Source organism: Nocardia brasiliensis ATCC 700358 (assembly GCF_000250675.2).
Lineage (GTDB): Bacteria > Actinomycetota > Actinomycetes > Mycobacteriales > Mycobacteriaceae > Nocardia > Nocardia brasiliensis_B.
In genome coordinates, this window is the sequence record NC_018681.1 from 594,988 (window position 1) to 620,245 (window position 25,258).

Genomic DNA, 25,258 nt, shown 5'->3' on the forward strand with positions numbered 1-25,258 from the left:
ATGGGCTACTCAGCAGAACTCGACATCCGCGTCACTGACACCTCGCTGCGCGACGGATCCCATCACAAACGGCACCAGTTCACCGCCACCGAGGTGCGCGATATCGTCGCCGCCCTGGACGGGGCCGGCGTGCCGGTCATCGAGGTGACCCACGGCGACGGCCTCGGCGGCTCGTCGTTCAACTACGGCTTCTCCAAAACGCCGGAGCAGGAACTGATCACGATCGCCGCCGAGACGGCCAAGCAGGCCAAGATCGCGGTGCTGATGCTGCCCGGTGTCGGGGTCAAGGAAGACATCAAGATCTCCCAGGACAACGGCGCGTCGATCTGCCGGATCGCCACCCACTGCACCGAGGCCGACGTCTCCATCCAGCATTTCGGGCTGGCGCGCGAACTCGGCCTGGAGACCGTCGGGTTCCTGATGATGTCGCATTCGCAGCCGCCCGAAGTGCTGGCCAAGCAGGCGCGCATCATGGCGGACGCGGGCTGCCAGTGTGTCTACGTCGTAGACTCCGCGGGCGCGCTGGTCTTGGATCAGGTCACCGACCGGGTGGCCGCGCTGGTCGCCGAACTCGGTGACGACGCGCAGGTGGGCTTCCACGGTCACGAGAATCTCGACCTCGCCGTCGCCAACTCGATCTACGCGATCCGCGCGGGCGCCACGCAGATCGACGGTAGTGCGCGGCGCTTCGGCGCGGGCGCGGGCAACACCCCGGTCGAAGCGCTGGTCGGGGTGTGCGACAAGCTCGCCATCAGTACCGGCATCGACTTCTTCGCGATCGCCGACGCCGCCGAGGACGTGGTCCGGCCCGCCATGCCGCAGGAATGCCTGCTCGACCGCTCTTCGCTGATGATGGGCTACGCGGGGGTCTACTCCAGCTTCCTCAAGCATGCCGAGCGGCAGGCCGAGCGTTACGGTGTCTCCGCCGCGGAAATGCTGGTCCGTGCCGGCAAGCGGAAACTGGTTGGCGGACAAGAAGATCAGTTGATCGACATCGCGCTGGAATTGCAGCGGGAGCAGGCGGCGGTCACCGTCTGATCGGCGCCTCCGGGCCGTGGCCGGTGCGAGTCACCGGCCACGGCCCGTTGTCATGCCGCGGCTGCCCAGCGCCCGTCGGCCTGTGCGGCCGCGATCGCGGCGAGCCCCGCCGCCCGCATCCGCCCGGCGGCGATCAGTGCGCCCGCCTTGCCGACATTAATCCGCGACCACGGACTTTTGGCGCGCCGCGGCGAGTACCGCTGCAGGTAGTACTCCGCATCCAACTTCCGCCGATGACTGTCGATCCACCCGAAACACAGTGCCCCGTCGAGGGCTTCGGAAATCGTGATCGTCGAGCCCGCCGCGCTCTTCTTGGCGATCTTCAGCCATACATCCTGTGCCGCATCGTGATTCGCGCTGAGCCAGTGCTCCCACTGCGCGAGGTCGGTGCAGGTGATGATCTCGGTGCTGCTCATGCCTTCATCTTCCGCGCATAAGTGCGCACCGAATGAGCACTTAAGAATCAGCGCACGACTTTGATGCCGAAGTGGCCGCCGAGCGCGAAGCCGAGGGCAGAGTGCAGGTGGGCGTACATCTCCTGGCCGCGGGCTGCGACGAGGTCGCCGAGATCGAGGACGTCGGTCCAGCCGTAGGACCGCAGCAGGTCGGTGACGGCGGCTTTGGCGGTGCTGTCGTTGCCGGAGATCGGCATGGTGTGGTCACCGCCGTTGACGGTCGCCGGATCGACCACGGTCGCCTGCTCCTGCGTGACAAAAGCCTTGACCACCTTGGTATCCGGTAACGCGCGCTGGATCTGCTCACCGAGGCTGTCGGTGTCCAGCACCGTGAAGCTCGGCATCGCGCCCCATGGCGTGGGCCAGGGGTAGGGGCCGTGCTCGGTGTAGTTGTAGGGCACGCCGTAATCGATGAGTACCTTGTCCGCGAGTTCTTCGCTGATACCGCTGAGCGCGGTGACCGCGCTGGCGCCGTCGATGCCATTGATCACCAGCCGGTCCGCAGCGGCGGCCGCCTCGCCGAAGGTGCGCACCGGGATCTGCGGGTGTGCCGCCGTCCATTCACTGAGCGGGGGATTGCCCATCCGATCAGGCTCGGTCCTGGCCAGCGTGACCGCCGGATCCCTGGTGCCCAGCACCACCTCGTGACCCAGCTCGGCCAATTTCGCGGCATGCAGCCTGCCGCCCTCGCCGGTTCCCAGAACTGCGATCTTCATGCCGTACTCCTTCTCGTCACGGAACTCGATGTCGTCGGGTCGGCACCGCCGAGCGCGGCGCCCACGGACGCGAAGCCTTGCTAGGTACATTTGTACCTTACAAGTTGCCGACTGTTTGCGGAGTGTGGCAAAGGTCGCTTTAGGTACATACGTACCATCAAGGAAAGCGGCCCGCTGCATGCGGGCTACACGGGGGCGATCTCCACCATGCTTTCCGGGCCGCGGAAGTCGGCGCTGTTGCGGGTGGACAGCGACAATCCGCGCGACGAAGCGATGGCCGCGATCATCAGGTCCATCTTGCGCGGGCGCCAATCGCGTTGCGACGCAAGTGTCAGTGCGACCAGCGTGCCGTAGCGGGTCGCCGCGTTGTCATCGAAGGGCAGTGGATCGTGTCCCGGGCTAGCTCTGGGGGCGGCTGTCGGCCAATGCGGTTGCTGAGGCGCGGAGGAGGGCGACCAGCTGGGCTCGGTCGGGGCGGGGGAGGCGGGTGCGCAGTTCTTGTTCGAAGGCGTCCCGGATGTCGGAGCCCATCGTTCGGCCCTGTTCGGTGATGATGACCCGAGTTACCCGGCGATCCGCGGAATCGGTTTGCCGGGACACGTAGCCTCGGCGCTCGAGCCGGTCTACCAGGCCTGTGACGTTGGTCTTGTCGCAGCCCAGCGCGCTTGCCAGCTCGCCGAAAGACGGTGGCTCGCCGTGTAGCCGGCACAGCAGTTCGGCCTGCTGCATGGTCAAGCCGAACCGCCGGGCGATCAAGTGGTACAGCGCGTTGACCTCGCGATTCAGCGCCGAGAAGGCGGCCGACAGCTCTTGCTCTTCGATCGTCACGAGACAAGTTTAGGGAACCAACTGTTGACACCCTCAACAATTTAGTTGAGCATCTCTACTATCTATCTAATGGACTAATTGGGGAGGCGTTATGCCGGTCGTGATCGTTACCGGAGGATCCCGCGGGATCGGGCGGGCCATCGCGGAGCGATTGGGTGCTGAGGGCGCCTCGGTCGTCGTCAACTACCAGTCGAACCGATCCGCCGCAGCGCAGGTGGTCGACACGATCGAGAGGGCGGGCGGGCGCGGCTTCGCGGTACCGGCGGACGTGGCCGACCCGACACAGCTGCGGAGCTTGTTCGACAGCGCCGAGGAGCGGTTCGGCGGCGTGGACGTGCTGGTGAACAACGTCGGCACGGCCAGATTCGCCGCGATCGCCGAGGCGACCGACGACGACTACGAGCTGATGTTCTCGATCAACACCAGGGCCACGTTCGTTGCGTTGCGTGAAGCCGCGAACCGTCTGCGGGACAACGGCCGGATCGTTGTCGTCTCATCCGGAGTGACGGCGACGCATCGTCCCAGCTCCGGTCTCTACAGCGCCAGCAAGGCCGCGGCCGAGGAGCTGGTGCGGGTCTTGGCGAAAGAACTCGGCTCCCGTGGCATCACCGTCAACAACGTGCTGCCGGGCGCGATAAAGACCGAGGCACTGGCGGCGGTACGGAGCCCGGAGCTGACCGGACAGATCATCGCCGACACGCCCCTCGGTCGCATCGGCGAACCCGACGATATCGCCCGCATCGTCGCCTTCCTGGCCTCCGCGGCGGGCGGCTGGATCACAGGCGAAACCGTCCATGCGGGTGGAGGACTGTTCTGAGCCGAGTCGCCGCGTGAACCTGCGCCCGGACTGGCGATGTGTCACCTTGTCCGGCACAGGTTTTCGCGGTGCTTCCTCACAACCAGGTGTCGAGCGTGGTGGTGGTGAGAAAGTGTTCGAGGTCGGCGCGCCAAGGGGCGGGCGTGGTTTTGTCGGGCTCGATGGCGCTGTATTGACCGCGATAGAAGAGGAGGGGGCGGCCGGTGGCGGTGGATTCGGAGAGGGCTTGTACGCGGCCGATGACGATGTAGTGGTCGCCGCCGTCGACGACCCGGTCCACCGTGCATTCGATGGTGGCCAGGGCGTCGTCGAGGACGGGGAGGGTGCGCGGGGAAGCGTGCCAGGCGGCGCCGGCGAACTTGTCCGGTTCGCGGGAACCGAAGCGGGCGCACAGTTCTCGCTGCTCTTCGGCCAGGACGTTCACACAGAAGCGGCCGGAGCGCTCGATCGCCGCCCAGGAGCGTGACGCCTTGGTGGGGCAGAACAGGACCAACGGCGGGTCCAGGGAGAGGGCGGCGAAGGATTGGCAGGCGAAACCGATCGGCGCGTCCGCCTCGTCGAAGGTGGTGATCACGGTGATGCCGGTGCAGAACTGCCCGAGCACATTCCGGAACTGCCTGCCGTCGATCTCGGGGTGGGCCATGGTGTCGCGCACCTCGTGTTCGCCCACGCCGCCGTCCGCCGTCCTCTCGCCGGTCACTGCGGACGCTGCCCGACGGTGAAGTCGTGCCCCCACAGGCTCACCGCGGTGGATTCCCGCGCGATCCAGTCGTGGTCGTCGACTTCGAGTCCCTCGCAACCGAATTCGACGTCGAAACCGCCGGGCGTCTTCATGTAGAAGGAGAGCATCTTGTCGTTGACGTGCCTGCCGAGCGTCGCCGACATCCGAACCTTCTTGCGCAGCGCGCGATCCAGGCACAGGCCGACGTCGTCGGCGTTCTCCACCTCGAGCATCAGGTGCACGATGCCGCTCGGTGTCGGCATGGGCAGGAACGCGAGCGAATGGTGCCGCGGGTTGCAGCCGAAGAAGCGCAGCCAGGCGGGTTCGCCGTCGGCCGGGCGGCCCACCATCTGCGGTGGCAGCCGCATGGAGTCCCGCAACCGGAAGCCGAGCACGTCACGGTAGAACTCGAGCGCCGCCTTGTCGTCTTTGGTGCTGAGCACGACGTGACCGAGCCCCTGCTCCTCGGTGACGAACCGATGCCCGTACGGGCTGACCACGCGCCGATGTTCCAGCGCCGCACCGTGAAACGCCTCCAGGGTGTTCCCGGAGGGGTCGTCGAAGCGGATCAGCTCGTACACCCGGCGGTCGGCGAGTTCGGCGGCGGTGCCTTCCTTGTAGGGCACGCCCGCGCCTTCGAGCCGGGTTCGGATATCTTGCAGCTCTTCGGCATTGGCGGTTTCCCAGCCGGAGATCTGCAACCGGTCGTGTTCGCCGGGCGAGATCACCAGCCGGGCCGGGAATTCGTCCATACGCAGGTACAGTGCGTCCGGGTTCGTGCCCTTGCCTTCGACCATGCCGAGCACTTTGAGTCCGTATTCCCGCCAGGCGGCCATGTCGGTCGCCTCGATGCGCAGATACGCCAGTGATCGAATCCCCATCACTTCTCCTTGGAACCGGCCAGGAAATCGATGGCCAGTCGGTTGAATTCGTGGAACTTCTCCAACTGTGCCCAGTGTCCACAGCCGCCGAACACATGCAACTGTGCCCGCGGAATCACCTTGGTCGCGATGAGCGCGCCGTCGAGCGGGTTGACCCGGTCTTCGCGGCCCCAGATCAACAATACCGGCTGGCGCAGCTTGTAGGCGTCGCGCCAGAGCATGCCCTTCTCGAAATCCGCACTGGCGAAGGACTTTCCCATCGCGCGGGTCGCGGCGAGCGCTTCGGGCGTGCTCGCCGAGGCGAACCGTTCTTCGATCAGCTCGTCGGTGATCAGCGACTGGTCGAAGACCATGATGCGCAGGAACGCCTCCAGGTTTTCCCTGGTCGGCTCGTAGTTGAACTTGCCGAGCAGCTTCACGCCCTCGGTGGGATCGGGCGCGAAAAGATTGTTGCTCAACCCGCCCGGGCCCATCAGCACGAGTTTTCCGGCGCGCTCGGGATAGTCGAGCGCGAATCGCACGGCCGCCCCGCCGCCGAGCGAATTGCCGAGCAGGTGCACCCGTCCGGTGATCTCCAGATGGTCGAGCAGATCGTTCAGCGCCGAAGCGCTGTGCACGAAGTACTGCGGATGCTCGGTGGGCTTGTCCGAGCGGCCGTAGCCGGGCTGATCCACGGCGATCACGTGAAAGTGCTCCGCCAGCACCGGAATATTGCGGGCGAAGTTCGACCAGGAGGACGCGCCGGGACCACCGCCGTGCAGCAGCACGATCGTCGGGCCGTTGCCGACGCCCGCCTCGTGATAGTGCAGTTTGAGGTCTGGTCGCACCTGGGCGTACCGCGAGGTCGATTCGGCGGTCAGTGCCACGGTTGAAGTCAAGGCAGCTCCTACACCATGCCGTCGGTGACGGGCAGTCCGAATTCGTGCGTGCCGTACATCAGGTAGGCCCGCTCGGGATCGTTCGCGGCGTGCACCCGGCCCGCGTGCGCGTCACGCCAGAAGCGTTGCAGTGGTGTGCCGTTCGCGAGCGCGGTGGCGCCGGAACTCTCGAAGAGCTTGTCGATCGCGGCGATCGAGCGCCCGGTGGCGCGCACCTGGTCGCGTCGCGCCCGCACCCGCAGGTCGAACGGTACTTCCTGACCGGCGGCGAGCAGCGCGTATTCGTCGGCGACGTTGCCGGACAGCTGCCGCCAGGCCGCGTCGATATCGCTGGACGCTTCCGCGATGCGCACCTTGGCGAACGGATCGTCCTTGGCCTTCTCGCCCGCGTAGGCCGCGCGCACCCGCTTGCCCTGGTGCTCGACGTGCGCCTCGTAGGCGCCGTAGGCCATGCCGACGATGGGCGTGGAGATGGTGGTGGGATGGATGGTGCCCCAAGGCATCTTGTACACCGGGTCCGTGTTCTGTTCCAGGCCGGGCGATTTCATCTCGCTCATCGCGCGGAAACTGAGGAACCGGTGCGACGGGACGAAGATGTCCTTCACCACAACGGTATTCGAGCCGGTGCCGCGCAGGCCGACCACGTTCCAGACGTCGTCGATGCGGTAGTCGTCGCGCGGGATGAGGAAGCTGCCGAAGTCGACCGGCTTGCCGTCCTTGATCACCGGCCCGCCGAGCACCGCCCAGGTGGCGTGGTCACAGCCTGAGGACCAGGCCCAGGCGCCGTTGACGAGGTAGCCGCCGTCGGTCACCACGCCCGCGCCCATCGGGGCGTAGGACGAGGAGATCCGCACCTCGGTGTCCTCGCCCCAGACGTCTTCCTGGGCCTGCTGGGCGAAGAGCGCGAGGTGCCAATTGTGTACGCCGACAATGCCGGCCACCCAGCCGGTGGAACCGCAGGCGCTGGCGATCTTGCGCACCGTGTCGTAGAAGACGACCGGGTCGGCCGCGTGCCCGCCCCACTGCTTGGGCTGCAGCAACCGGAAGAACCCGGTTTCCTGCAGGGCCTTCATGGACTCGTCGGGGATGCGCCGCAGGTCCTCGGCTTCTTGTGCGCGCTCGCGCAGTGTCGGCAACAGCGCGTCGACCCGTTCGGTCACTTCTTGCGTCATCTCGGGACCTGCTCCTGCCTGGTCGATTGATAACCGGTAGTCATTTGCCTCTGAGACTAGAACAGGTTCCTATTTATGTCGAGAACGGGTGCTGATCCCGCCGCATTGATGGACATGTGCAGGAAGTGACCGGAATCGCTGGCATGGAACGCGACATTTTTGTAACGTGTTCTAGTACAGAAGGAGGAGGATTCGCGATGGCAGTTACCCCACAGGGGGGCGGTGCGAAGGTCCGGGAGCTAGATGTCGGCACCGCACCCACCCGTTATGCACGGGGATGGCATTGCCTCGGCCTGGCCAAGACGTTCCGCGACGGGAAACCGCACGCGGTCAACGTTTTCGGCACAAAGCTCGTGATCTGGGCCGACAGCTTCGGTGAACTGCGCGTGCTCGACGCCTACTGCAGGCACATGGGTGGCGACTTGAGCATGGGCGAGGTCAAGGGTGACGACATCGCCTGCCCGTTCCACGACTGGCGCTGGTCCGGCACGAACGGCAAATGCACCGCGATCCCGTACGGCCGGCGGGTGCCCCCGCTCGCACGTACCCGGAAGTGGACCACGCTGGAACGCAACGGACAGCTGTTCGTCTGGCAGGACTTCGAGGGCAGCCAGCCGCCGCCGGAGGTGACGATCCCGCACATCGAGGGCCCGTACACCGACGCGGACGGCAACCCGACCGAGCAGCTCGACAGCGGCTGGACCGACTGGACCTGGAACTCGATGCTGATCGAGGGCGCCAACTGCCGCGAGATCATCGACAACGTGGTCGACATGGCGCACTTCTTCTACATCCACTTCGCCTTCCCGACCTACTTCAAGAACGTCTTCGAGGGGCATATCGCCACCCAGTTCCTGGAGACCAAGGGCAGGCCGGACATCGGGATGGCGTCCAAGTACGGCGGCGACACCCTGCTCAAGTCGGAAGCGTCCTATTTCGGGCCGTCCTACATGATCAATCCGCTGATCAACATCTACAGCGGCTACGAGGTCAAGAGCGTCCTGATCAACTGCCACTACCCGGTCACCCAGGACTCCTTCGTCCTGCAGTGGGGCATCACGCTGGAGAAGCCGCAGGGCGTCGAGGGCGAGATGGCCGACAAGCTGGCCGCGAAGATGACCGAGGGCATCAGCGTCGGCTTCTTGCAGGACGTGGAGATCTGGAAGCACAAGTCCAAGGTCGAGAACCCGCTGCTGTGCGAGGAAGACGGCCCGGTGTACCAGCTGCGCCGCTGGTACGACCAGTTCTACGTGGACGCGGCCGACGTCACCGAGAAGATGACGCAGCGCTTCGAGTTCGAGGTGGACACCACCAAGGCGAACGAGGCGTGGGAGGCCGAGGTCGCGGAGAACCTGCGACGCAAGCGCGAAGCCGACGAGGCCGAGGGCAAGCAGGCGGAGGCCGGGGTCTGATGGTCCGCTGGGCGAAAGCACCCGACTTCGCCGATCAGCCCGCTCGGCAGGCCGAAGTGCGCGCCCAGACGGTGGTCGACAAGCAGCGCTATCTGGAGCAGGGCCTGACACCGCTGCGGTGCCAGGCCTGCCAGAGCCAAGTGCTGGTGCGCAAGAGCAGCGCGCACCAGACCTCGGTCCAGTGGACCGAACCACCGCAGACGCACTGCCCGGTCTTCGCCGAACTCAGCAAGAACGGTGCGCAGCCCGGCCGCCCCGACACCTGCGCACAGTTGGAGAAGACCATCAAGTGGGCCGTGGACGAGGGCGTGCTCGAGGTGCCGGAGTAGGTCGGCGGACGCTCGGCCAGGTACACACGCGCGGGCACAGCGGTGTCGCGGTCCAGCCGGGCGATCGCTGGCAGTTGCACTGCGGGGACGCGTTCATGCACCGCGGTCAGCTGTTCGACGACGGCACCGCGCCGGTGGGCCTGAAGTTCTCTCAACGGGTGACCGACGTCCTGCACGAGCGCCGGGTGCAAAATCTCGAGCGCCTGCGCGCCGAGCACGGCAACGAGATCACGCTGCTCTGCGCGCACTACGCGCAGCTACTCGCGGACCTGCAAGCGGTCTCTTGAGCAATGCCGGTTCGGGCAGGGCGATCTGCCGAGTTCCCCTGCCGTTCTATGGGCACACCGCCAAAGCGGTGTCGCGCGGCTTCTTCTCGCCCCGCCGGTTGCTTTAGTGTCCGGGCATAGCTGTTCCGGAAGGGGGCACAGATGTCCGATGACGTGAGGTTCGCCGAACTCACCGCACGGCTGACGGTCCCGTTGATCGCCGCGCCGATGTTCCGGGTCTCCGGGCCGGAGCTGGTGATCGCGGCCTGCCGGGCGGGCGTGATCGGCTCGTTCCCGACGGTGAATGCCCGTACGCCGGAACAACTGTCACAGTGGCTGGCCGAGATCGATGCCGCGCTGACCGCCGGCGGAGCGCGCCCGGCTCCCGTCGCGGCGAACCTGATCGTGCATCCGGGGAACGCCCGATTGCAGCCGGACCTGCGGGCGCTGTGCGAGCAGCCGAGGGAGATCGTGATCACCTCGGTCGGTACCCCGCGCGACGTGGTGCGGCCGCTACACGAGGTCGGCTCGCTGGTGCTCGCGGACGTCGCGTCGGTGCACCACGCGGTGCGCGCGCTCGAATGCGGCGCCGACGGGCTGATCCTGCTCACCGCCGGCGCGGGCGGGCAGACCGGCTGGGCCAATCCGTTCGCTTTCGTCCGCGCGGTGCGCGAATTCTTCGACGGACCGGTGGTTTTGGCGGGCGGGGTCGCCGACGGCGTCGCGTTGCGCGCCGCGATTACACTGGGTGCGGACCTGGCCTACATGGGCACCAAGTTCCTCGCGACGGCCGAGAGCATGGCCGACCCCGCGCACAAGGAGCTGGTGGCCGCCTCCGGCCTCGACGACGTGGTGCTCACCTCCGCCTTCACCGGCCTGCCGACCAACATGCTGGCGGGCTCGATGCGGGCGCTCGGCATCGACGTCGCCGCGCTACGCGCCGGCACCTTCGACCTCGCGGCCCACTTCGCCGGCGCCGACGCGCCGAAGAACTGGACCGACGTCTGGAGTGCGGGGCATTCCGCCTCCGGGGTCGGTGAGATCCTCGGCGTCGCGGCGCTGGTCGAGCGGACCCGTCGCGAGTTCGTCGGCGACTGAGGTCGATCCGCGCGGTACCGGTCGCGCGGACCTGCCGTGAGTTCGTCGGCGACTGAGGTCGATCCGCGCGGTACCGGTCGCGCGGACCTGCCGTGAGTTCGTCGGCGACCGAGACCCATCCGCACTCGCCGAGCAGAATTGCCGCGAGGTCGACGGCGATCGAGGTCGACCCACACGGCACTGGTCGAGCAGGCCTGCCGTGAGTTCGTCGGCGACCGAGGTCAATCCATGTGGAAGTCGGCGAAATCGAAGCCGGGCGAGACGATGCAGCTGACCAGGACGTATTCGTCGCTCGCGGGGCGCGCGGCCTGGACGACCCCGCCGGGCACGACAGCCTGCAACACCTGTCCGCGCTCCACTTCGGGGCCGAGGATGACCTCCTCGCCGCCGATGTTCAGCACCAGCGGCCCGCCGCGATGCCACAGCCACAGCTCGTCGGAGCGCACGGTATGCGGGGCGGACTGTTCGCCGGGGAACAGCAGGAAGTGGATCGCGGTCGCACTGGCGCGGCTGCCCGCATAGCCTTCGGGGGTGAATTCCACAGCGCTGCGCCATGTTTCGCGAAACCAGCCGCCCTCCGGGTGCGGGGCGAGGTCCAACGTGGCGGCGAGTTCGGGTCGGGTGTCTGTCACTGTTCCGACTATGCCTGATCATGGGCGGGCGCGCCGGTTGCACGCGTGGAAAATGGCGTGACCAGGGCGGACCGGTCGCGCTACAGTACAGCTCGGTGCGGCCGTAACCGCCGGTGATGCCGTAGAAGGCGATCCTGTTGTCATGGGTGGCAATCTATGGCGATTGCCTGAGACTTCCAATGGCTGTATCGCTCTAATCTATGTTTCGAACGCTCAGTGCGGGAGCGCTATGGTGCGAGAGTGGACGTGCTCAGTGAAACCATCGCCGCGATCCGGACCGGTAGCCCGACCTCCGGCATGTTTGTCCGGCATGCGCCGTGGGGACGTCGCTATCCGGTTGTCCCGGGTGCGGGTTTCCATGTGGTGCTGCAGGGTTCGTGCTGGCTGGTGCCGCCCGCCGGGGGCGAACCGATGGCGCTCGGGGCCGGGGACGTGGTTTTCATGCCGCGGGGCGCCGATCACGTCCTGATCGACCGGCTGGACAGCGCCGTCACCGAAACCGCGCGCCCCGGCGAACCGCGAGAAATCCAGGGCCCCGGCGTGCGGACCGCATTGCTTTGTGGCGCCTACGAACTCGGCAGGCAGCGTAGTCATCCGCTGCTCGACGAGCTGCCCGAGTTCATCCATCTCCCAGCGCGTCCCGGCCGGCATCCGGCCTTGCGTGGTGCGGTCGACCTGCTCGCCGCGGAGATCGCCGAACCGCGCCAGGGGAGCGACGCCGCGGTCCCCGCACTACTCGAAATGCTGCTCCTGTTCGTCCTGCGCGCCTGGTTCGAAGAGCAGGCCGGTGCCCGAACCTCCGGCTGGGCAGGCGCTTTCGCGGACCCGGCGGTCGCCGCAGCGCTCCGGGCGGTCCACGAAGAACCGGCCCGCCCGTGGACCGTCCCCGACCTGAGCGAGGTCGCCGGCGTCTCCCGCGCCACCCTCGCCCGCCGTTTCTCCGCCACAGTGGGCGAACCACCACTCGCCTACGTCACCAGATGGCGCATGCTCACCGCGGCCCGCCTCCTGCGCGAAACCAACGGTTCGCTCGGCGCCATCGCCCGCAAAGTCGGCTACACCTCAGAATTCGCCTTCGCCAAAGCATTCAAGCGTGAATACGGCCTCGCCCCCGGCCGATACCGCACCGCCGCCGACAAACCACCCCTGGTCGCAGTCTGATCCCCGCGAGCTGACCGGCTTCCCGCGCAGCAGGCGCCACGCGCGCTGACCGGCCCCGTGCCCTTCCGGCCCGCCACGCGCTGACCGGCTTCGCGCCTCGACCGGCTCGCCCCGTGCCGGTCGGCTTCCCGCGTGCTGGTTGGCCTCATGCGCTGATGGGCTCCGCACACTCCGACCAGCTCGCCGCAAGCTGGCCAGCTTGCGGCGAGCTCGCTTTGCGCTGACCGGCTCCTCGCGAGCTGACCGGTTTCTCGCTCGCCGCGCGCCATTCGGCGTCCCACGAGGAGGGTTTCTCGCGCGTTGATCGGTTCCCGAACCTCTTCTGACTTTCCGCACTCGCTCCGACATGCGGAAACGCGTGCGAAAGGGCAGGAGGGGTGCGGGAAATCGGTGGTGGTGGGGTGCGCTACCGGCAAGAGTGGACGGGTGGACGCTGTGATCGAGGAACATCGGGAGTTACTGGAGGGTGTGCTGCCAGGTGCACGAGTGTCCGAGCTGACGGTGCGCGAAGGGCAGTTCCACTACCTGGTGATCGGTGCCGACCGGGTGGTCTGTCTGGCCCGCACGGCGGCCGCCGCGGCGCGGCTCCCGCTGCGTGCGGCCGCGTTGCGGGCCGTCGCGGGGCTGGAGTTGGTTGCGGCGCAGGAATTTCGGGGTCACAGACCTTCTGCACCGAGCACCGGTGTGTCGTGCGGTGAGTCCCTCTGTGAACTGCAGACAACCTCTGTGAACAGGCCCCGGATAGCGGTGCCGCGGCTGGTGGACGTGTCCGACGACCCGCCGTACCTGGTCATGACGCGGGTCAGCGGCGAACCGTTGGCGGCGACGGTGCTGCGCGATGTGCGTGCCGCGGAATCGGTTGCGCGGCAATGCCATGCCCTCCTATCTGCGTTGTCCGCAGCCGGAGCCGACCAACACTCGGCATTGCCGACGACACCCGCCGACCGCTGGACACGGTTCGCCGACGACGTCCGTGCCGAACTGTATCCGCTGATGAAAGCCGCCGGACGCGCCCGCGCGGATCGCGAACTCGCCGCGCTCGGTGCCTTGCCGCACCGCACCGAGGCCGTCGTGCATGGCGACCTGGGCGGTGAAAACCTGCTGTGGGACAACGAAACTCATGACCCGATACTCTGCGGCGTCGTCGATTGGGACGGCGTGTGCCTCGGTGACCCCGCCGAGGACTTCGCCGCCATCGCCGCGAGCTACGGCGAGAGGGTCCTCGACACGATCCTGCGGATGACCGCGCCCGCCGACGACCTCGCCGTCCGAATAGCCACCATCCGAGGGACTTTCGCCCTCCAACAAGCTCTCGACGCCCACCGCGACGGTGACGCGGACGAACTCGCCGACGGCCTCACCGGCTACCGCTGAGCGGGTTTCAGCTGAACGGGCTGCGCGGGCGTTCCTGGAGTTCGCCGTCGAGATAGATGTCGACCTTCTCGTTGTAGAAGCAGACCAGGCCGGCGACCTTCTGGCTCTCGGGTAGTGGCGTGCGATAGCCCCAGACGTAGTCCTGGTAGTCCTGCTCGCCGACACGGACGGTCCAGTAGTCCGCGGTGCCCTTGTACGGGCAGCTGGTGTGCGTGTCCGAGGGGTGCAGCAGATCCATCCGGACGTCGGTCATCGGCAGGTAATACCTTGCGGGAAGGCCGGTTTCGAAGAGGATGCGGGGCGAATGCGAATCGGCGACGGTGACGCCGTCGATTTCCACGCGCACGTGCCGGGAACTGCCGAGGACATCGACCCGGGTGTAGGGGTCGCGCGGATGGACGTAGACCGGCTCGTCCTCCTCGAACCATTCGTCCATCTTGTTCCACTCCAGCCGGACCAGCTCGTTCAGCTCGGGCAGCGGGGAGTCGTGGTAGCGCAGCGCGGCCGCCGGTGCGGTGGTGCCGTCCACGACCACGTCGTATTCCGCCGCGTCGCCGCGGCTGGGGGAGTGGCGGGTGCTGCCGGTCGGCTCGAGTTTCGCGTGCAGGTCGGCGACCGGCAGGTAGTACGTCGGATAGTGCGGGCTCTCCCAGACCAGCACCGGATGCGCGGTATCGGCGACAACGCGGCCGCCGAGGAACACCCGCACCCGCTTCTGGCTCGTCTCGATCTTCACCCGGCCGCGCTGCGTATCGCCCATACCACCCGAGGGTACGCGGCACGGCTGCCTGAATCCGGGGTACGGATTCGAGCAGCCGTGCGTAGCGGAAATCTCAGTCGCCGACGGTGATCGCCTCGGCCTCGTCGACGCTGTGCGGCGCGGGATCGTGCTCGTCGATGTGCGCGAGCGCCGCGCGACCGGCGAGCAGGACGAGCACCGCGCCTGCGGTACAGGCGGCGCCGACCCAGAACGGCAGCGCGATGCTGTGCTCACCGAGCTTGCCCGCCAGGTAGGGCGCGGCCGCGCCACCGGCGAAGCGCACGAAGCTGTAGGCCGCCGACGCGGTCGACCGCTCGACCGGCGCGGAGATCATCACGGCCTCGGTGATCAGGGTGTTGTTCACGCCGAGGAACAGTCCGGCGAGCACGGTCCCGGCGATCAGCACCGGCTTGTGCTCGGCGAACGCCGCCATTACCGCGAGATCGGCGGCGAACAGCCCCAGCGACAGGCCCATCATCGGCAGCGATCCGAACCGCCGCTGCAGGCGCGGCGCCAGGAAGACCGAGGCGAGTGCGAGTAGCACGCCCCAGCCGCAGAAGATGAAACCGATCGCGTAGGTGCCCATGTCCAGTGGGAACGGGGTGTAGGCGAGCAGGGTGAAGAAACCGAAGTTGTAGAGCAGCGCGGTGAGGCTGACGGTCAGCAGTCCGCGGTGCCGAAGCGCCAGGAACGGCGCGGCGATCGAGGTGTGGTGGGTCGGCTTCGGTCCCTCGGGCAGCAGCGTCACGATGCTGATCAGCGCTACGGCCATCAGCACGGACACTCCGAAAAACGGTCCACGCCAGCTGATTCCGCCGAGCACGCCGCCGAGCAACGGGCCGGTGGCGATGCCGATGCCGAGCGCCGCCTCGTAGAGGATGATCGCGCGGGCGACGCCGCCGCTGGCCGCGCCGACGATGGTGGCCAGCGCCGTCGCGATGAACAGGGCGTTGCCCAGACCCCAGCCCGCGCGGAAACCGACGATCTGGGTGACAGTGCTGGACATTCCGGCCAGCGCCGCGAACACGATGATGATGGCCAGCCCGGCCAGCAACGTCTTCTTCGCGCCGAACCGGCTCGACACCACGCCGGTGATCAGCATGGCCACGCCCGTCACCAGCATGTAGCTGGTGAACAACAGCGACACCTGCGAGGGCGAGGCGTGTAACTGCTCGCCGATCGGTTTCAGGATGGGGTCGACCAGTCCGATGCCCATGAACGCGATGACGCTCGCGAAGGCAACGGCCCAAACGGCTTTCGGCTGCCGGGTGGGTTCGGTGGGGTCCGCGCCCACGGCGCGGTCAGGTGCCAAAGTGCTACTCATCGATGTTCCCTCGATATCGGATGTTGCTGTCGCGTAGCCGTTTTCAGGGCCTCCAGCAGTTCGTTGAGATCGGTGTCCAGTTGCGCGAGCCGCGCGGTGTCGAAGCCTTCGAGCCGGGTGGTGAGCGCGGTCGCGAAGGCTTGACGCGCCTGGGTGAGCCGAGTGCGCCCGGCCGGGGTGAGTTCGACGACGACCGCCCTGGAATCGTCCGGGTCTCTGCGCCGGGTCGCGAATCCGTCCGCGACCAGTCGCCCGATCAGCGTCGTTGCCGCCGGTTGCGAACACCGATCGATCCTGGCGAACTCGCTCACCCGCACCGCGCCGTGCTCGTCGAGCACGGCGAGCGCGCGCAATACGGCTCGCGGCAGGTCGTCGCGGCTGATCACCCCGGCCAGCCGAGTGAGCCTGCCCGCGGTCACGAGTAGATCGACGACGATGTCATCCGCTGTGGTTTCCTGAGCACGCTGCACCAGAATATTATTACATAAGCTAACTATGTAAGTATCGTGAACCCGATCACGACTCGAAAAGGCCCGGTCGGCGTCGGCCCCAGCCGAGGCGGCTATGCGCCCGCTGCTTCCCGACGGTAGCTTTTCATCAAGTCCCCGGGAGGAGCCGCACCGTGACCGACCCCGCCGTTACCTTCGCCCTGGTGCCCGACGAAGTGACCGATGCCGGGCGTTACGTCCAGCAGGCCGCCGCCAACCTGGTCGCAGGTCTGCGATCCGGCTCGGCCGAGGTCGACGGGCTGATGACGACCTGGCACGGCACCGCCGCCACCGCCTACGCCGCCGCCTGGGACGAAACCCATCGCGCCGCCCTGTCGGTGTTCGAGGCCCTCGCCGACATGGCCGAACTGCTCGGGGTGGTGGTCGACCGCAGCCAAGTCACCGACACTGGGACTGCCACGGCGGTGAGCTCGCTGGATCTGCCCTGAGTCATCGAAACCGAAGGGGGACCACAGAAATGGCCGAACAGTATCGGGCCGACCTGGCTCATATCGAAGCGGTGACGGCGAAATTGGGCGGTCTGGACGAGTTCGTCACCGAGACGCTGCGCGAGGTCGAAGAGCGTATCGCCGCCGTTCAGCGCAATTGGTCCGGCAAATCGGCCGACGCGCACGCCACCGCGCACGCCGAATGGACCACCGCGGCCGGCGAGATCGCCGCGGGCCTGGCGAAGATGCATCAAGCCGCCGCCGCGGCCCGGACCTCCTACGCGGACGGCACCGTGACCATCCTCTCCGCCCTGGGACGCGGCGGGCCCGCGCAATGACCGGCACGGTCCTCGACGTCGACACCGCCGTCTACTACGACGCCGCCACCAAGATCGCGGCCGGCGCCGCAGCCTGGTGGTCGGCGATCGATGCCCGCTGGCCGGAAATGGCCAAGGCCACCGACATGGCCGGCTCGTACACCGACGGCAAGGAGTGGGGCAAGAGCTACGACCAGCGGGCCAAGGACATCCTGGCCATGGTCACCAAGGTGGCTTCGGCGGCGCACGCCTATGCCATCGTGCTCAACAACTGCGGCTACCAGCGAGCGCTCGATGAGCACGGTGCCACGATCGACGCCGGGCCCGCACCGGTCAAACCGCCGACCCCGATGTACCCGGTCCTCAACTGCCGAGTCCCACTGCCGTCGGCGGGAGGACCAGGCAGCGGCCTGCTCGACGAAGGCCTCGGTCTGGTCGAGAAGATCGGGCTCACCGTGCCCGACGGCAACGCCACCACCATTTCCAACGCGGCATTGACCTGGGATGCGGCCCGCAATGCCGAAGGCGCGGCAGGGTTTCCGGCCATCCTCGAGGCCGCCGCGGTCGCGTTCCAGGACGTGGCCGCGCCGGAGGTCGAGTTCATCGACGAGGATCTCCGCGCCCTGAAAGCCGCCGCCGAGGCCGCGCTCACCGCCATGGGCGACCTGGCCCAATCGTGCCGCGACCACCGCGCCGCCCTCGACGAACTCCGCGACCTGCTCAAACAACAGCTCGAAATGGTGCGCGACGCCCTAATCCAAGAGCTGGCGATCACCGCCGCCATCTCCGTCGCCTCCTCCTTCATCACCTTCGGCGCAGGCGCCGCGATCGGCGTCGCCGGCGCCGCCGCCATCTGCGCCCGCTACGCCCGCCCCATGCGCCTCATCATCGAGCAGTGGCAGACCCGCCGCCGCATCGCCGCCGGCGTGAAATTCGACCAAGACCTGGCCCGCCACGTCCGCGAATGCGAACGGTTGGAGGAATTGGGCCCGGCGGGGAAGTTGAAGCCGAAGGCGGACCCGCCCCCGAAACCTGCCGATGTGGTCTTACCGAAGATCGAGCACCCACCAGGTGTTCCCCGCACAGAACTGTCACAAGCAGACCGGGACATCATCGGCCGGTACACCGGGTCAAGTGGCGAGATCAACGGAGCGTTGCGTAGTGGCGAAAAGCTGACCCCGGCTCAGCAAGCGCAGGTGGACGAGCTCAACCGCGTGCTCGACGAGTTGCCGAAGTATGACGGCCCGGTCACTCGACGTACGGACTTGTCCGCCGAGGAGCTGGCCAAATATGAAAAGGGGAGCGAGGTCACTGAGGATGCTTTCACCTCGTCCTCGGCGACTCCCGCCGCGGCGAAGGATCGTCCGGTCGAGTTCCGGATCTGGTCGACCGACGGCCGCTATATCGGTCACCATTCGACCGCACCGCAAGAACTGGAAGTGCTGTTCAAGAGCGGAACGCCGTTCAAGGTAACGGATCGCTTCGAGCAGGACGGTCGTCTCATCATTCGTATGTCAGAAATACCTCGATAACGGCAGGGGAGTATCGCGATGCCTGAGAAGTTCAACGGAAAGACGTTTCGGACGCCCGAGGAATCCACTTATGAAATTCCCCCGGAAGAACTGGAGCGACAGCGGCGGGGGTGGGAGGAGTTCGATCGGGCTCGCGACGCGGTCCCGCCGGAAGAACAAATTCATCTGCGGGATCGATTCGGCGATGAGGACAAGATAGGGACGGCCGACGAAGCCGCCTATTGGGCCGATGTGGAGGAACGGAAGAAACGCGGAGAGTACTGGGGATAGGTTCCTGTATAGCGTCCGACCGCATCGCGAGGGCAGGGAAGTTCAACCGAGGTGACATCGTGACCGAGCTCGGTTTCACCTCCGCGTCACGCACGCCTGAGGCCGCATTCGACCGGCCCAAGTCCGGAACCGACTTCGATGTCCGCCAGGTCGTGGGGAACGATCCGAGCGGGCGAATCATCATCCACATGAACGAGATCCTGTAGGGGGAACCGATGGCCGAGTACTACAAAGGCCGCAAGTTCAGCAGCCGCGAAGAGTTGGGACTGCCTCCACGCGACCCAGAGCGGGATGCAGAAATCGCGGCGGGATGGGCCGAGTTCAACGCTCGGCGCGAGGCCGTGCCACCCGAGAAACGTATCCATCTGTCGAGCCGCTTCGGGGACGAGGACTGGAATGATGATGCCGACTGGGACGACAGCACCCGGTACGCACCTCCCGCACCACCTGCCGATGACAGCAGCGGACAACATCGGATCCCCACGGACGGCGAGCAGCGCCAGTAACCGGCACCCAGGTTGACGAGTGCCCGTTCCCGCACCCCTCGTTGTTCTGAACCCGGCGTGTCTCCCGGCAAGTCGGGGTGCGGGAACACGGAACGGGTGCGGGAACCTCGCTCACGCCGAAAGCGGGGGGATGGGTCGGGGTGGGGTGCCGAAGAGGTGGGCGTCTCCGTGGGCGCGTTTGAAGAAGAGGTGGGCGTCGTGTTCCCAGGTGATGGCGATGCCGCCGTGTAGTTGGACGGTTTCGGCGACGATGGTGGTGAGGGCGTCGGAGCAGTGCAGGCGGGCGACCCAGACGTCTTCGGCGGCGCTGGGGGACTGGTCGGTGACCGCGAGGGTGGCGGCCTGAGCGGCGGATTTGGCGGATTCCAGCAGCACGTACATGTCGGCCATGCGGTGCTTGAGTGCTTGGAAGCTGCCGATGGCGCGGCCGAATTGGACGCGGGATTTGGTGTAGTCGACGGTCAGCTCGAGGCAGCGTTCGGCGGCCCCCACCTGCTCGGCGGCGATTGCGGCCCAAGCGATTTCCCGCAGTCGCGTGCGGACGGCGACCGGGTCGCCGGTGCCGAGGCGGCGCGCTTGCACCTCGGTGAAGGTGATGCTGCTCAGTTTTCGGGTCGGATCCATGGTGGGCACCGTCCGCCGCGTTACGCCCGCCGCGTCCGCCGGAACCTCGAAGAGGCCGCTCGCGGTGACGACGAGGAGGGTGTCGGCAGCCACGCCGTCGAGCACGTAATGCGCGGTACCGGTGAGCTTTCCGTCCGCCTCGCGGACTCCGGCTTCGTCCCAGCCGTTTTCGCCCGCCCAGCAGACCGCCAACGTCCGGGTGCCCTCCGCGACGTCGGGGAGGAGCCGCGCGCACGCCTCGGCGTCGCCGGAAAGCAACACGGCCTGTGCGCCGAGCACGGCGGACCCGAGCATCGGCACCCCGGCCAGGGTGCGCCCGAGTTCGCCTACCACCAGCAGGGATTCGACCAAACTCGCCCCGATCCCGCCGTACTCCTCGGGCACGGCCAGCGCCGCGACGCCGATCTGCTCGCACAGCAGCCGCCACAGCGCGGGGTCGTAGCCGAGTTCGGTGTCCATCGCCTTGCGCACCGCCGCGGATCCGGCGTGCTTGGTGAGCAGTGCGCGCACCGAGGCGGTGAACTCCTGGTGTTCGGTATTCGTCATGCCGTTCCTCGCTCGGCCGTCGCCTCGTCGCGCAACGCGCGGGCGATCCGGCCGCGATGCAGATCTGTTGTGCCCCAGGCGGAGCGCAGCGCGGTGACCCGGGTGAGCCACAGCGAAAGGTCGTATTCGGCGGTGTAACCGATCGCGCCGTGCACCTGCAGGGCCGCGCGCGCAGCCCGGTAGGCCGCATCACCGCAGGCGATCACGGCCGCGGAGACGTCGCGCCCGCGGGTCGGTGTCGCCATGGTGAGGGCGGCGCGGTAGAGCAGCGGTTCGGCCAGGTCGAGCCCGATCAGCACATCGGCGAGCTTCTGTTTGACGGCCTGGAACTCGCCGATCGGCTTGCCGAACTGCTTGCGCTGCTTGGCATATCCGGTGGTGGCGTCGAGCAATGCCCGGCCCGCGCCGAGCAGCTGGGCCGCGCAGGCCAGCGCCCCGGTATCGAAGGCGGTGGCCACGGCCGCGCGCACCGCGTCGCCCTCGGCGACCGGTTCGTCGGCCGCGACGGTGAACAACCGCCGAGCCGGGTCGATCGATCGGATGGTTCCGGTGCGTTGCGCGGTGGACAGCCGCGCGCCGTCGGCGATCAGCACCACTTCGGCGGTGTCGGCGTCCAGCGCGACGCTGCTCTGTTCCGGCGGGGTGCACGCGAGGGTGCCCAGCGCGCTGCCTTCGGCGAGGCCGGGCAACCAGCGCGCGGCGGGTTCGCTGTCGGGGAGTGCTTGCAGGAGAGCGGGTATCGCGGCCGCCGTCTCGATCAGCGGTCCGGGCGCGGCGGCCCGGCCGAGTTCGATGAACGCCACCACCAGATCGATCGGTTCGGCCCCGACCCCGCCGTGTTCGTCATCGATGGCCAGACCGAGCACACCGGCCCCGGCCAGCTGCCGGATGAGCGCGCGGCCGGGCCGCGGATCACCGGTCGCCCAATGGCGCACGGCCGCCGGCGTGCGCCCGGCGTCGAGCAGCTTGCGTACGCTGCCGCCGAAGTCGAGCTGTTCGGGACTGAGCGCGAACCTCATCGGCTGCTTCCTCTCGGTAGTCCGAGCAGCCGCTCGGCGATGATGTTGCGCTGAATCTCGTTGGTGCCCGCGTAGATCGGGCCGGAAAGCGAGAACAGGTAGCCGTCGGTCCACGGCCCGGAGCGTTCCGCGGCGGCGCCGAGCACGTCGAGTCCGGTCTCGTGCATCGCGATATCGAGTTCGGACCAGAACACCTTGGTGATCGACGATTCCGCGCCGAGCTTGCCGCCCTCGTTGAGCCGGGTGACGGTGCCGAAGGTGTGCAGGCGGTAGGCCTCGCTCCCGATCCAGGCGTCCACCACGGCATCTCGCTGCGCGGTGTTGGCCTGGTCACCCTGGTCCAGCCAGAGGTCGATCAGTCGCTGCGCGGTCGCGCTGAACCGTCCCGGGCTGCGCAGGGACAGCCCGCGCTCGTTGCTCGAGGTGCTCATCGCGACCCGCCAGCCTTCGCCTGGCGCGCCGATCACGTCACGGTCGGGCACGAACACCTCGTCGAGGAAGATCTCGGCGAAACCGGGCTCCCCGTCCAGCTGGGGAATCGGCCGGACCGAAACGCCGTCGGCGGTGAGCGGGAACATGACGTAGGTCAGTCCCTTGTGCCGTTCGGCTTCGGGGTCGCTGCGGAACAGGCCGAATGCCCAATCCGCGTACGCCGCACGGGAACTCCAGGTCTTCTGCCCGCTCAGCAGCCAGCCGCCGCTGGTGCGCCGCGCGGTCGACCGGATGCCCGCGAGGTCGCTGCCCGCTTCGGGTTCGGACCAGGCCTGGGCCCAGATGTCGTCACCGCGCGCCATCCGCGGCATGATCCGGTCCAGCTGCTCGGTGGTGCCGTGCTCGAAAAGTGTTGGCGCCAGCAGGAAGATGCCGTTCTGACTCACCCGGCCCGGCGCGTTCGCCGCGTAGTATTCCTGCTCGAACAGCACCCACTCCAGCAGCGACACGTCGCGGCCGCCGTACTCGTCCGGCCACGCGACCACGGACAGGCGCGCCTCGGCGAGGGTGCGTTCCCACGCGCGGTGGGCCTCGAACCCCGCTTTGGTGTCCATCGAGGGGAGCGGTTGCGCGGGTTTCTGCGCGGCCAGGAAGTCGCGGACTTCGGCCTGGAATTCCTGTGTCGCCTGGTCGATCTCGAGGTCCACTACTTCGCCCCGTTCTCGCCGGTCGCGGTGGCCTTCATCGACTTGGCGTTCATGCCGCCGAGCGAATCCGCGCCGACTTCGGCGTTGTGTGCGTGCGCGAAGTGGTGCAGGCCGAACACCGAGTCCATCCCGGCCCGCATGCCCATCAGGTCTTCGGCCTGGTTGACCGCCTTCTTGGTCAGCGCGAGACCGAAGCGCGGCATGGTGGCGATCTTCTCGGCCAGCGCCAGCGTCTCGGTCTCCAGTTCCGCGCGGGGCACGACCCGGTTCACCATGCCCCACTCCTTGGCCTGGGCCGCGCCGAATCGGTCGCCGGTGAACAGGAACTCCTTCGCCGCGCGCGGTCCCATCACCCACGGATGGGCGAAGTACTCCACGCCCGGAATTCCCATCCGTACAACGGGATCGGAGAAGAACGCGTCGTCGGACGCGATGATCAGATCGCACACCCAGGCGAGCATCAGCCCGCCCGCGATGCACGCGCCCTGCACCATGGCGATGGTCGGCTTGGGAATCTCCCGCCAGCGCCGGCACATGCCGAGGTAGACCTCGAGCTCGCGCGCGAAACGCTGATCGCCGCCGGTCTTGTCGACGTGATCCCACCACAGCGTCGCCTTGTTCGGATAGCGCACGTGGTGGTCGCGGCCCGGCGTGCCGATATCGTGGCCGGCGCTGAAGTGTTTTCCGTTGCCCGCCAACACGATCACCCCGACCTCGGGGTCCTCGACGGCTCGTTCGAACGCGGCGTCGAGCGCGTAGGTCATCACCGAGTTCTGCGCGTTGCGGTAGTCCGGCCGGTTCAGCGTCACGATCGCGACGCGGCCGCGCACCTCGTAGGTGACGACTTCCCCTTCGTCCGGGACAGCCGGTTCCGACATCACGAAATCTCCTCACGTAGTTGACGCTTGAGCACTTTCCCGGCGGCGCTGTAGGGCAGCTGATCGCGGAATTCCACGAATCGCGGCACCTTGAAGTTGGCCAGCACGGTGGTGGCGTGCGCGCGCACCTGTTCTTCGGTGAGCGTCGCGCCTGCCTTGCGGACGACGAAAGCCTTGCCCACCTCGCCCATCCGGGTGTCCGGCACCCCGACGACCGCGGATTCGGCCACGCCGTCCAACCTGGCGAGGGCTTGCTCGACTTCGGCCGGATATACGTTGAATCCGCCGGAGATGTACATGTCCTTGAGTCGGTCGGTGATCTTCAGATAGCCGCGCTCGTCGACCGTGCCGATGTCGCCGGTGTGCAACCAGCCGTCGGAATCGATGGCGGCGGCGGTGCTTTCGGGGTCGTCGAGGTAGCCGAGCATCACGTTCGGCCCGCGCAGCAGCACCTCGCCGTCGTCGGCGAGGCGCAGTTCGAACTCCGCGATCGGCCGGCCGCAGGTGCCCGCGATGGTCGCCGCGTCGTCGTCGGTGCGGCACATGGTGCCGAACCCGGAGGCTTCGGACAGGCCGTAGGCGGTGAGCACGATGTCGAAGTCGAGTTCCTCGCGCATCCGTTCGATGAGCACCACCGGCACGGTCGCCGCGCCGGTCACCGCGATCCGCAGCGTGCCGAGGTCGAAGTCGCCACGTTGCGGGTGGTCGAGAATCGTCTGATAGATCGTCGGCGGGCCGGGCAGGACGGTGATCCGCTCTTCGCTTATCAGCCGCAACGTGACGGGCACGTCGAAGACCGCCTGCGGCACGATCGTGGCGCCGGTGACCAGGCAGGCCAGGATGCCCGCCTTGTAGCCGAAGTTGTGGAAGAACGGATTCACCACGAGATACCGGTCGTCGCCGCGCAGTGTGGTGCATTCGGCCCAGGCTCGGACCACCGCGAGCGCCTGACGGTGCGCCACGAGCGTGCCCTTGCTGCGTCCGGTGGTGCCGGAGGTGAACAGGATGTCGGCGATATCGTCCGGCCGGACCGCCGACGCGCGGTCCTCGGCCTCGGCGAGCGTGGCCTTCTCCGCGATCCCGGCCAATTCGGACCAGTCGAACGCGGTGGCGTCGGTGGTCGCGGTGTCCGGTTCGACCGGGATGACGACCACTGTCTCGATGCTGAGATCCGGTGCGGTCGCGCGTAATTCGGCCAGGCGATCGCGCCCGAGGAAAGTTCCGGCGATGAACAGTGCCCGCGCGTCCACTCTGGCCAGCACGTCCGCGGCCTCCGCGGCGACATAGCGGGTGTTCAACGGCACCAAAGCGGCGCCGACGTAGTGCGCGCCGAGCGCGGCGACCACCCAGTGGTAGGTGTTCGGCGCCCACATCGCGACGCGGTCGCCGGCTTGCACACCGCGCGCGATCAGCGCCCGCGCCACGTCCAGGACCGCGGCGTGCAGTTGCGTCCAGTCCAGCGGGACCGCGCCGTCGGCGAGCGCGGGCGCGGCGCCGAAGGTCTGCGCGGCATGCCGCAGCGCCAGCGGTGTCGTCTGTGCAGGGGTTGTCACGGTTGTCCTTACCGTTCGTGCAGGGCACTTATGTGCGCGCCCTACAAAGCAAGTGCTTGGTAGGGTACCCTACCG

The 25,258-nt window shown here is 67.5% G+C and carries 31 protein-coding genes; 14 read left to right on the plus strand and 17 right to left on the minus strand.

Annotated elements, in window-relative coordinates; genetic code table 11:
• Complete coding sequence (gene dmpG, locus O3I_RS02670) at positions 1-1,038, plus strand: 4-hydroxy-2-oxovalerate aldolase (RefSeq protein WP_014981350.1); 1,038 nt, start codon at positions 1-3, stop codon at positions 1,036-1,038.
• A 50-nt stretch (positions 1,039-1,088) separates the two neighbouring features.
• Here the strand turns inward: dmpG and O3I_RS02675 are convergent, their stop codons facing one another.
• From O3I_RS02675 to O3I_RS02690, 4 genes are all read right to left on the minus strand, one after another.
• A complete protein-coding gene (locus O3I_RS02675; protein WP_014981351.1) occupies positions 1,089-1,454 on the minus strand; it encodes a YdeI/OmpD-associated family protein in 366 nt (121 codons plus the stop codon).
• A 47-nt stretch (positions 1,455-1,501) separates the two neighbouring features.
• The gene (locus O3I_RS02680) at positions 1,502-2,209 is read right to left on the minus strand and encodes an NADPH-dependent F420 reductase (protein WP_014981352.1); all 708 of its coding nucleotides are present in this window, start codon (positions 2,207-2,209) and stop codon (positions 1,502-1,504) included.
• Positions 2,210-2,394: 185 nt separating this feature from the next.
• The gene (locus O3I_RS46750) at positions 2,395-2,496 is read right to left on the minus strand and encodes a type II toxin-antitoxin system VapC family toxin (RefSeq protein ID WP_141691805.1); all 102 of its coding nucleotides are present in this window, start codon (positions 2,494-2,496) and stop codon (positions 2,395-2,397) included.
• Positions 2,497-2,608: 112 nt separating this feature from the next.
• Positions 2,609-3,037, minus strand: coding sequence for a MarR family winged helix-turn-helix transcriptional regulator (locus O3I_RS02690; protein ID WP_014981354.1), 429 nt, complete (start codon positions 3,035-3,037; stop codon positions 2,609-2,611).
• Positions 3,038-3,128: 91 nt separating this feature from the next.
• Here O3I_RS02690 and O3I_RS02695 point away from each other — a divergent pair, with 91 nt between their 5' ends.
• The gene (locus O3I_RS02695; protein ID WP_014981355.1) at positions 3,129-3,854 is read left to right on the plus strand and encodes an SDR family oxidoreductase; all 726 of its coding nucleotides are present in this window, start codon (positions 3,129-3,131) and stop codon (positions 3,852-3,854) included.
• A gap of 76 nt (positions 3,855-3,930) precedes the next feature.
• Here the strand turns inward: O3I_RS02695 and hsaB are convergent, their stop codons facing one another.
• Genes hsaB through hsaA form a run of 4 tightly spaced genes read right to left on the minus strand, consistent with a single transcriptional unit; the run spans position 3,931 to position 7,506 of the window.
• On the minus strand, positions 3,931-4,497 hold the full coding sequence (gene hsaB / locus O3I_RS02700) for a 3-hydroxy-9,10-secoandrosta-1,3,5(10)-triene-9,17-dione monooxygenase reductase subunit (protein WP_014981356.1): 567 nt from the start codon (positions 4,495-4,497) through the stop codon (positions 3,931-3,933).
• A gap of 53 nt (positions 4,498-4,550) precedes the next feature.
• Positions 4,551-5,456 (minus strand): iron-dependent extradiol dioxygenase HsaC, encoded by a 906-nt coding sequence (gene hsaC, locus O3I_RS02705; protein WP_014981357.1) that lies wholly within the window; start codon positions 5,454-5,456, stop codon positions 4,551-4,553.
• The gene (gene hsaD, locus O3I_RS02710) at positions 5,456-6,334 is read right to left on the minus strand and encodes a 4,5:9,10-diseco-3-hydroxy-5,9,17-trioxoandrosta-1(10),2-diene-4-oate hydrolase (protein WP_041562372.1); all 879 of its coding nucleotides are present in this window, start codon (positions 6,332-6,334) and stop codon (positions 5,456-5,458) included. Before hsaD ends, hsaC begins: the two co-directional genes overlap by 1 nt.
• An 8-nt stretch (positions 6,335-6,342) precedes the next feature.
• Positions 6,343-7,506: a 3-hydroxy-9,10-secoandrosta-1,3,5(10)-triene-9,17-dione monooxygenase oxygenase subunit gene (gene hsaA, locus O3I_RS02715; RefSeq protein ID WP_014981359.1), complete on the minus strand. Its 1,164-nt coding sequence runs from the start codon at positions 7,504-7,506 to the stop codon at positions 6,343-6,345.
• A 197-nt stretch (positions 7,507-7,703) separates the two neighbouring features.
• Here hsaA and O3I_RS02720 point away from each other — a divergent pair, with 197 nt between their 5' ends.
• The 4 genes from O3I_RS02720 to O3I_RS02735 all read left to right on the plus strand — a co-directional run bounded on the left by O3I_RS02720 (position 7,704) and on the right by O3I_RS02735 (position 10,611).
• Positions 7,704-8,918 (plus strand): Rieske 2Fe-2S domain-containing protein, encoded by a 1,215-nt coding sequence (locus O3I_RS02720; RefSeq protein ID WP_014981360.1) that lies wholly within the window; start codon positions 7,704-7,706, stop codon positions 8,916-8,918.
• Positions 8,918-9,247, plus strand: coding sequence for a hypothetical protein (locus O3I_RS02725; RefSeq protein ID WP_014981361.1), 330 nt, complete (start codon positions 8,918-8,920; stop codon positions 9,245-9,247). The genes O3I_RS02720 and O3I_RS02725 overlap by 1 nt, the downstream gene beginning before the upstream one ends.
• 95 nt (positions 9,248-9,342) lie before the next feature.
• On the plus strand, positions 9,343-9,534 hold the full coding sequence (locus tag O3I_RS02730) for a hypothetical protein (protein WP_041562373.1): 192 nt from the start codon (positions 9,343-9,345) through the stop codon (positions 9,532-9,534).
• Positions 9,535-9,675: 141 nt separating this feature from the next.
• The gene (locus O3I_RS02735; RefSeq protein WP_014981363.1) at positions 9,676-10,611 is read left to right on the plus strand and encodes an NAD(P)H-dependent flavin oxidoreductase; all 936 of its coding nucleotides are present in this window, start codon (positions 9,676-9,678) and stop codon (positions 10,609-10,611) included.
• A gap of 221 nt (positions 10,612-10,832) precedes the next feature.
• On the opposite strand, the gene O3I_RS02740 is transcribed toward O3I_RS02735, so the two are convergent.
• Positions 10,833-11,243 (minus strand): cupin domain-containing protein, encoded by a 411-nt coding sequence (locus O3I_RS02740; RefSeq protein WP_014981364.1) that lies wholly within the window; start codon positions 11,241-11,243, stop codon positions 10,833-10,835.
• 240 nt (positions 11,244-11,483) lie between these two features.
• On the opposite strand from O3I_RS02740, the gene O3I_RS02745 reads away from it, so the two are divergent.
• On the plus strand, positions 11,484-12,404 hold the full coding sequence (locus O3I_RS02745) for an AraC family transcriptional regulator (protein ID WP_014981365.1): 921 nt from the start codon (positions 11,484-11,486) through the stop codon (positions 12,402-12,404).
• A 426-nt stretch (positions 12,405-12,830) separates the two neighbouring features.
• On the plus strand, positions 12,831-13,778 hold the full coding sequence (locus O3I_RS02750) for a phosphotransferase family protein (protein ID WP_014981366.1): 948 nt from the start codon (positions 12,831-12,833) through the stop codon (positions 13,776-13,778).
• Between the two features lie 7 nt (positions 13,779-13,785).
• Here the strand turns inward: O3I_RS02750 and O3I_RS02755 are convergent, their stop codons facing one another.
• From O3I_RS02755 to O3I_RS02765, 3 genes are all read right to left on the minus strand, one after another.
• Positions 13,786-14,538, minus strand: coding sequence for a DUF427 domain-containing protein (locus O3I_RS02755; RefSeq protein ID WP_014981367.1), 753 nt, complete (start codon positions 14,536-14,538; stop codon positions 13,786-13,788).
• Positions 14,539-14,611: 73 nt separating this feature from the next.
• The gene (locus tag O3I_RS02760; RefSeq protein ID WP_051066473.1) at positions 14,612-15,862 is read right to left on the minus strand and encodes an MFS transporter; all 1,251 of its coding nucleotides are present in this window, start codon (positions 15,860-15,862) and stop codon (positions 14,612-14,614) included.
• Positions 15,859-16,332, minus strand: a complete 474-nt coding sequence (locus O3I_RS02765) for a MarR family winged helix-turn-helix transcriptional regulator (protein ID WP_014981369.1) — start codon at positions 16,330-16,332, stop codon at positions 15,859-15,861. Before O3I_RS02765 ends, O3I_RS02760 begins: the two co-directional genes overlap by 4 nt.
• A gap of 152 nt (positions 16,333-16,484) precedes the next feature.
• Here O3I_RS02765 and O3I_RS02770 point away from each other — a divergent pair, with 152 nt between their 5' ends.
• The 6 genes from O3I_RS02770 to O3I_RS02790 are packed head-to-tail and all read left to right on the plus strand — an operon-like array spanning position 16,485 to position 19,424.
• Positions 16,485-16,799 carry a WXG100 family type VII secretion target gene (locus tag O3I_RS02770; protein WP_014981370.1) on the plus strand — a complete coding sequence of 105 codons (315 nt, stop codon included), beginning with the start codon at positions 16,485-16,487 and terminating at the stop codon, positions 16,797-16,799.
• A 29-nt stretch (positions 16,800-16,828) separates the two neighbouring features.
• Positions 16,829-17,137 (plus strand): WXG100 family type VII secretion target, encoded by a 309-nt coding sequence (locus O3I_RS46190; RefSeq protein WP_014981371.1) that lies wholly within the window; start codon positions 16,829-16,831, stop codon positions 17,135-17,137.
• Entirely contained in the window at positions 17,134-18,648 is a 1,515-nt protein-coding gene (locus O3I_RS42335; protein ID WP_014981372.1) for an ADP-ribosyltransferase, read from the plus strand. The genes O3I_RS46190 and O3I_RS42335 overlap by 4 nt, the downstream gene beginning before the upstream one ends.
• Positions 18,649-18,666: 18 nt before the next feature.
• Entirely contained in the window at positions 18,667-18,918 is a 252-nt protein-coding gene (locus O3I_RS02785) for a hypothetical protein (RefSeq protein ID WP_014981373.1), read from the plus strand.
• A 59-nt stretch (positions 18,919-18,977) separates the two neighbouring features.
• Positions 18,978-19,124 carry a hypothetical protein gene (locus O3I_RS45325; protein WP_167829087.1) on the plus strand — a complete coding sequence of 49 codons (147 nt, stop codon included), beginning with the start codon at positions 18,978-18,980 and terminating at the stop codon, positions 19,122-19,124.
• Between the two features lie 9 nt (positions 19,125-19,133).
• Entirely contained in the window at positions 19,134-19,424 is a 291-nt protein-coding gene (locus O3I_RS02790) for a hypothetical protein (protein WP_014981374.1), read from the plus strand.
• A gap of 111 nt (positions 19,425-19,535) precedes the next feature.
• On the opposite strand, the gene O3I_RS02795 is transcribed toward O3I_RS02790, so the two are convergent.
• Genes O3I_RS02795 through O3I_RS02815 form a run of 5 tightly spaced genes read right to left on the minus strand, consistent with a single transcriptional unit; the run spans position 19,536 to position 25,183 of the window.
• Entirely contained in the window at positions 19,536-20,594 is a 1,059-nt protein-coding gene (locus tag O3I_RS02795; RefSeq protein ID WP_014981375.1) for an acyl-CoA dehydrogenase family protein, read from the minus strand.
• The gene (locus O3I_RS02800) at positions 20,591-21,613 is read right to left on the minus strand and encodes an acyl-CoA dehydrogenase family protein (RefSeq protein WP_014981376.1); all 1,023 of its coding nucleotides are present in this window, start codon (positions 21,611-21,613) and stop codon (positions 20,591-20,593) included. Before O3I_RS02800 ends, O3I_RS02795 begins: the two co-directional genes overlap by 4 nt.
• Complete coding sequence (locus O3I_RS02805; protein WP_014981377.1) at positions 21,610-22,752, minus strand: acyl-CoA dehydrogenase family protein; 1,143 nt, start codon at positions 22,750-22,752, stop codon at positions 21,610-21,612. Before O3I_RS02805 ends, O3I_RS02800 begins: the two co-directional genes overlap by 4 nt.
• Entirely contained in the window at positions 22,752-23,630 is an 879-nt protein-coding gene (locus O3I_RS02810) for an enoyl-CoA hydratase (RefSeq protein WP_014981378.1), read from the minus strand. The genes O3I_RS02805 and O3I_RS02810 overlap by 1 nt, the downstream gene beginning before the upstream one ends.
• On the minus strand, positions 23,630-25,183 hold the full coding sequence (locus O3I_RS02815) for a FadD3 family acyl-CoA ligase (RefSeq protein ID WP_014981379.1): 1,554 nt from the start codon (positions 25,181-25,183) through the stop codon (positions 23,630-23,632). Before O3I_RS02815 ends, O3I_RS02810 begins: the two co-directional genes overlap by 1 nt.
• Positions 25,184-25,258 lie beyond the last annotated feature (75 nt).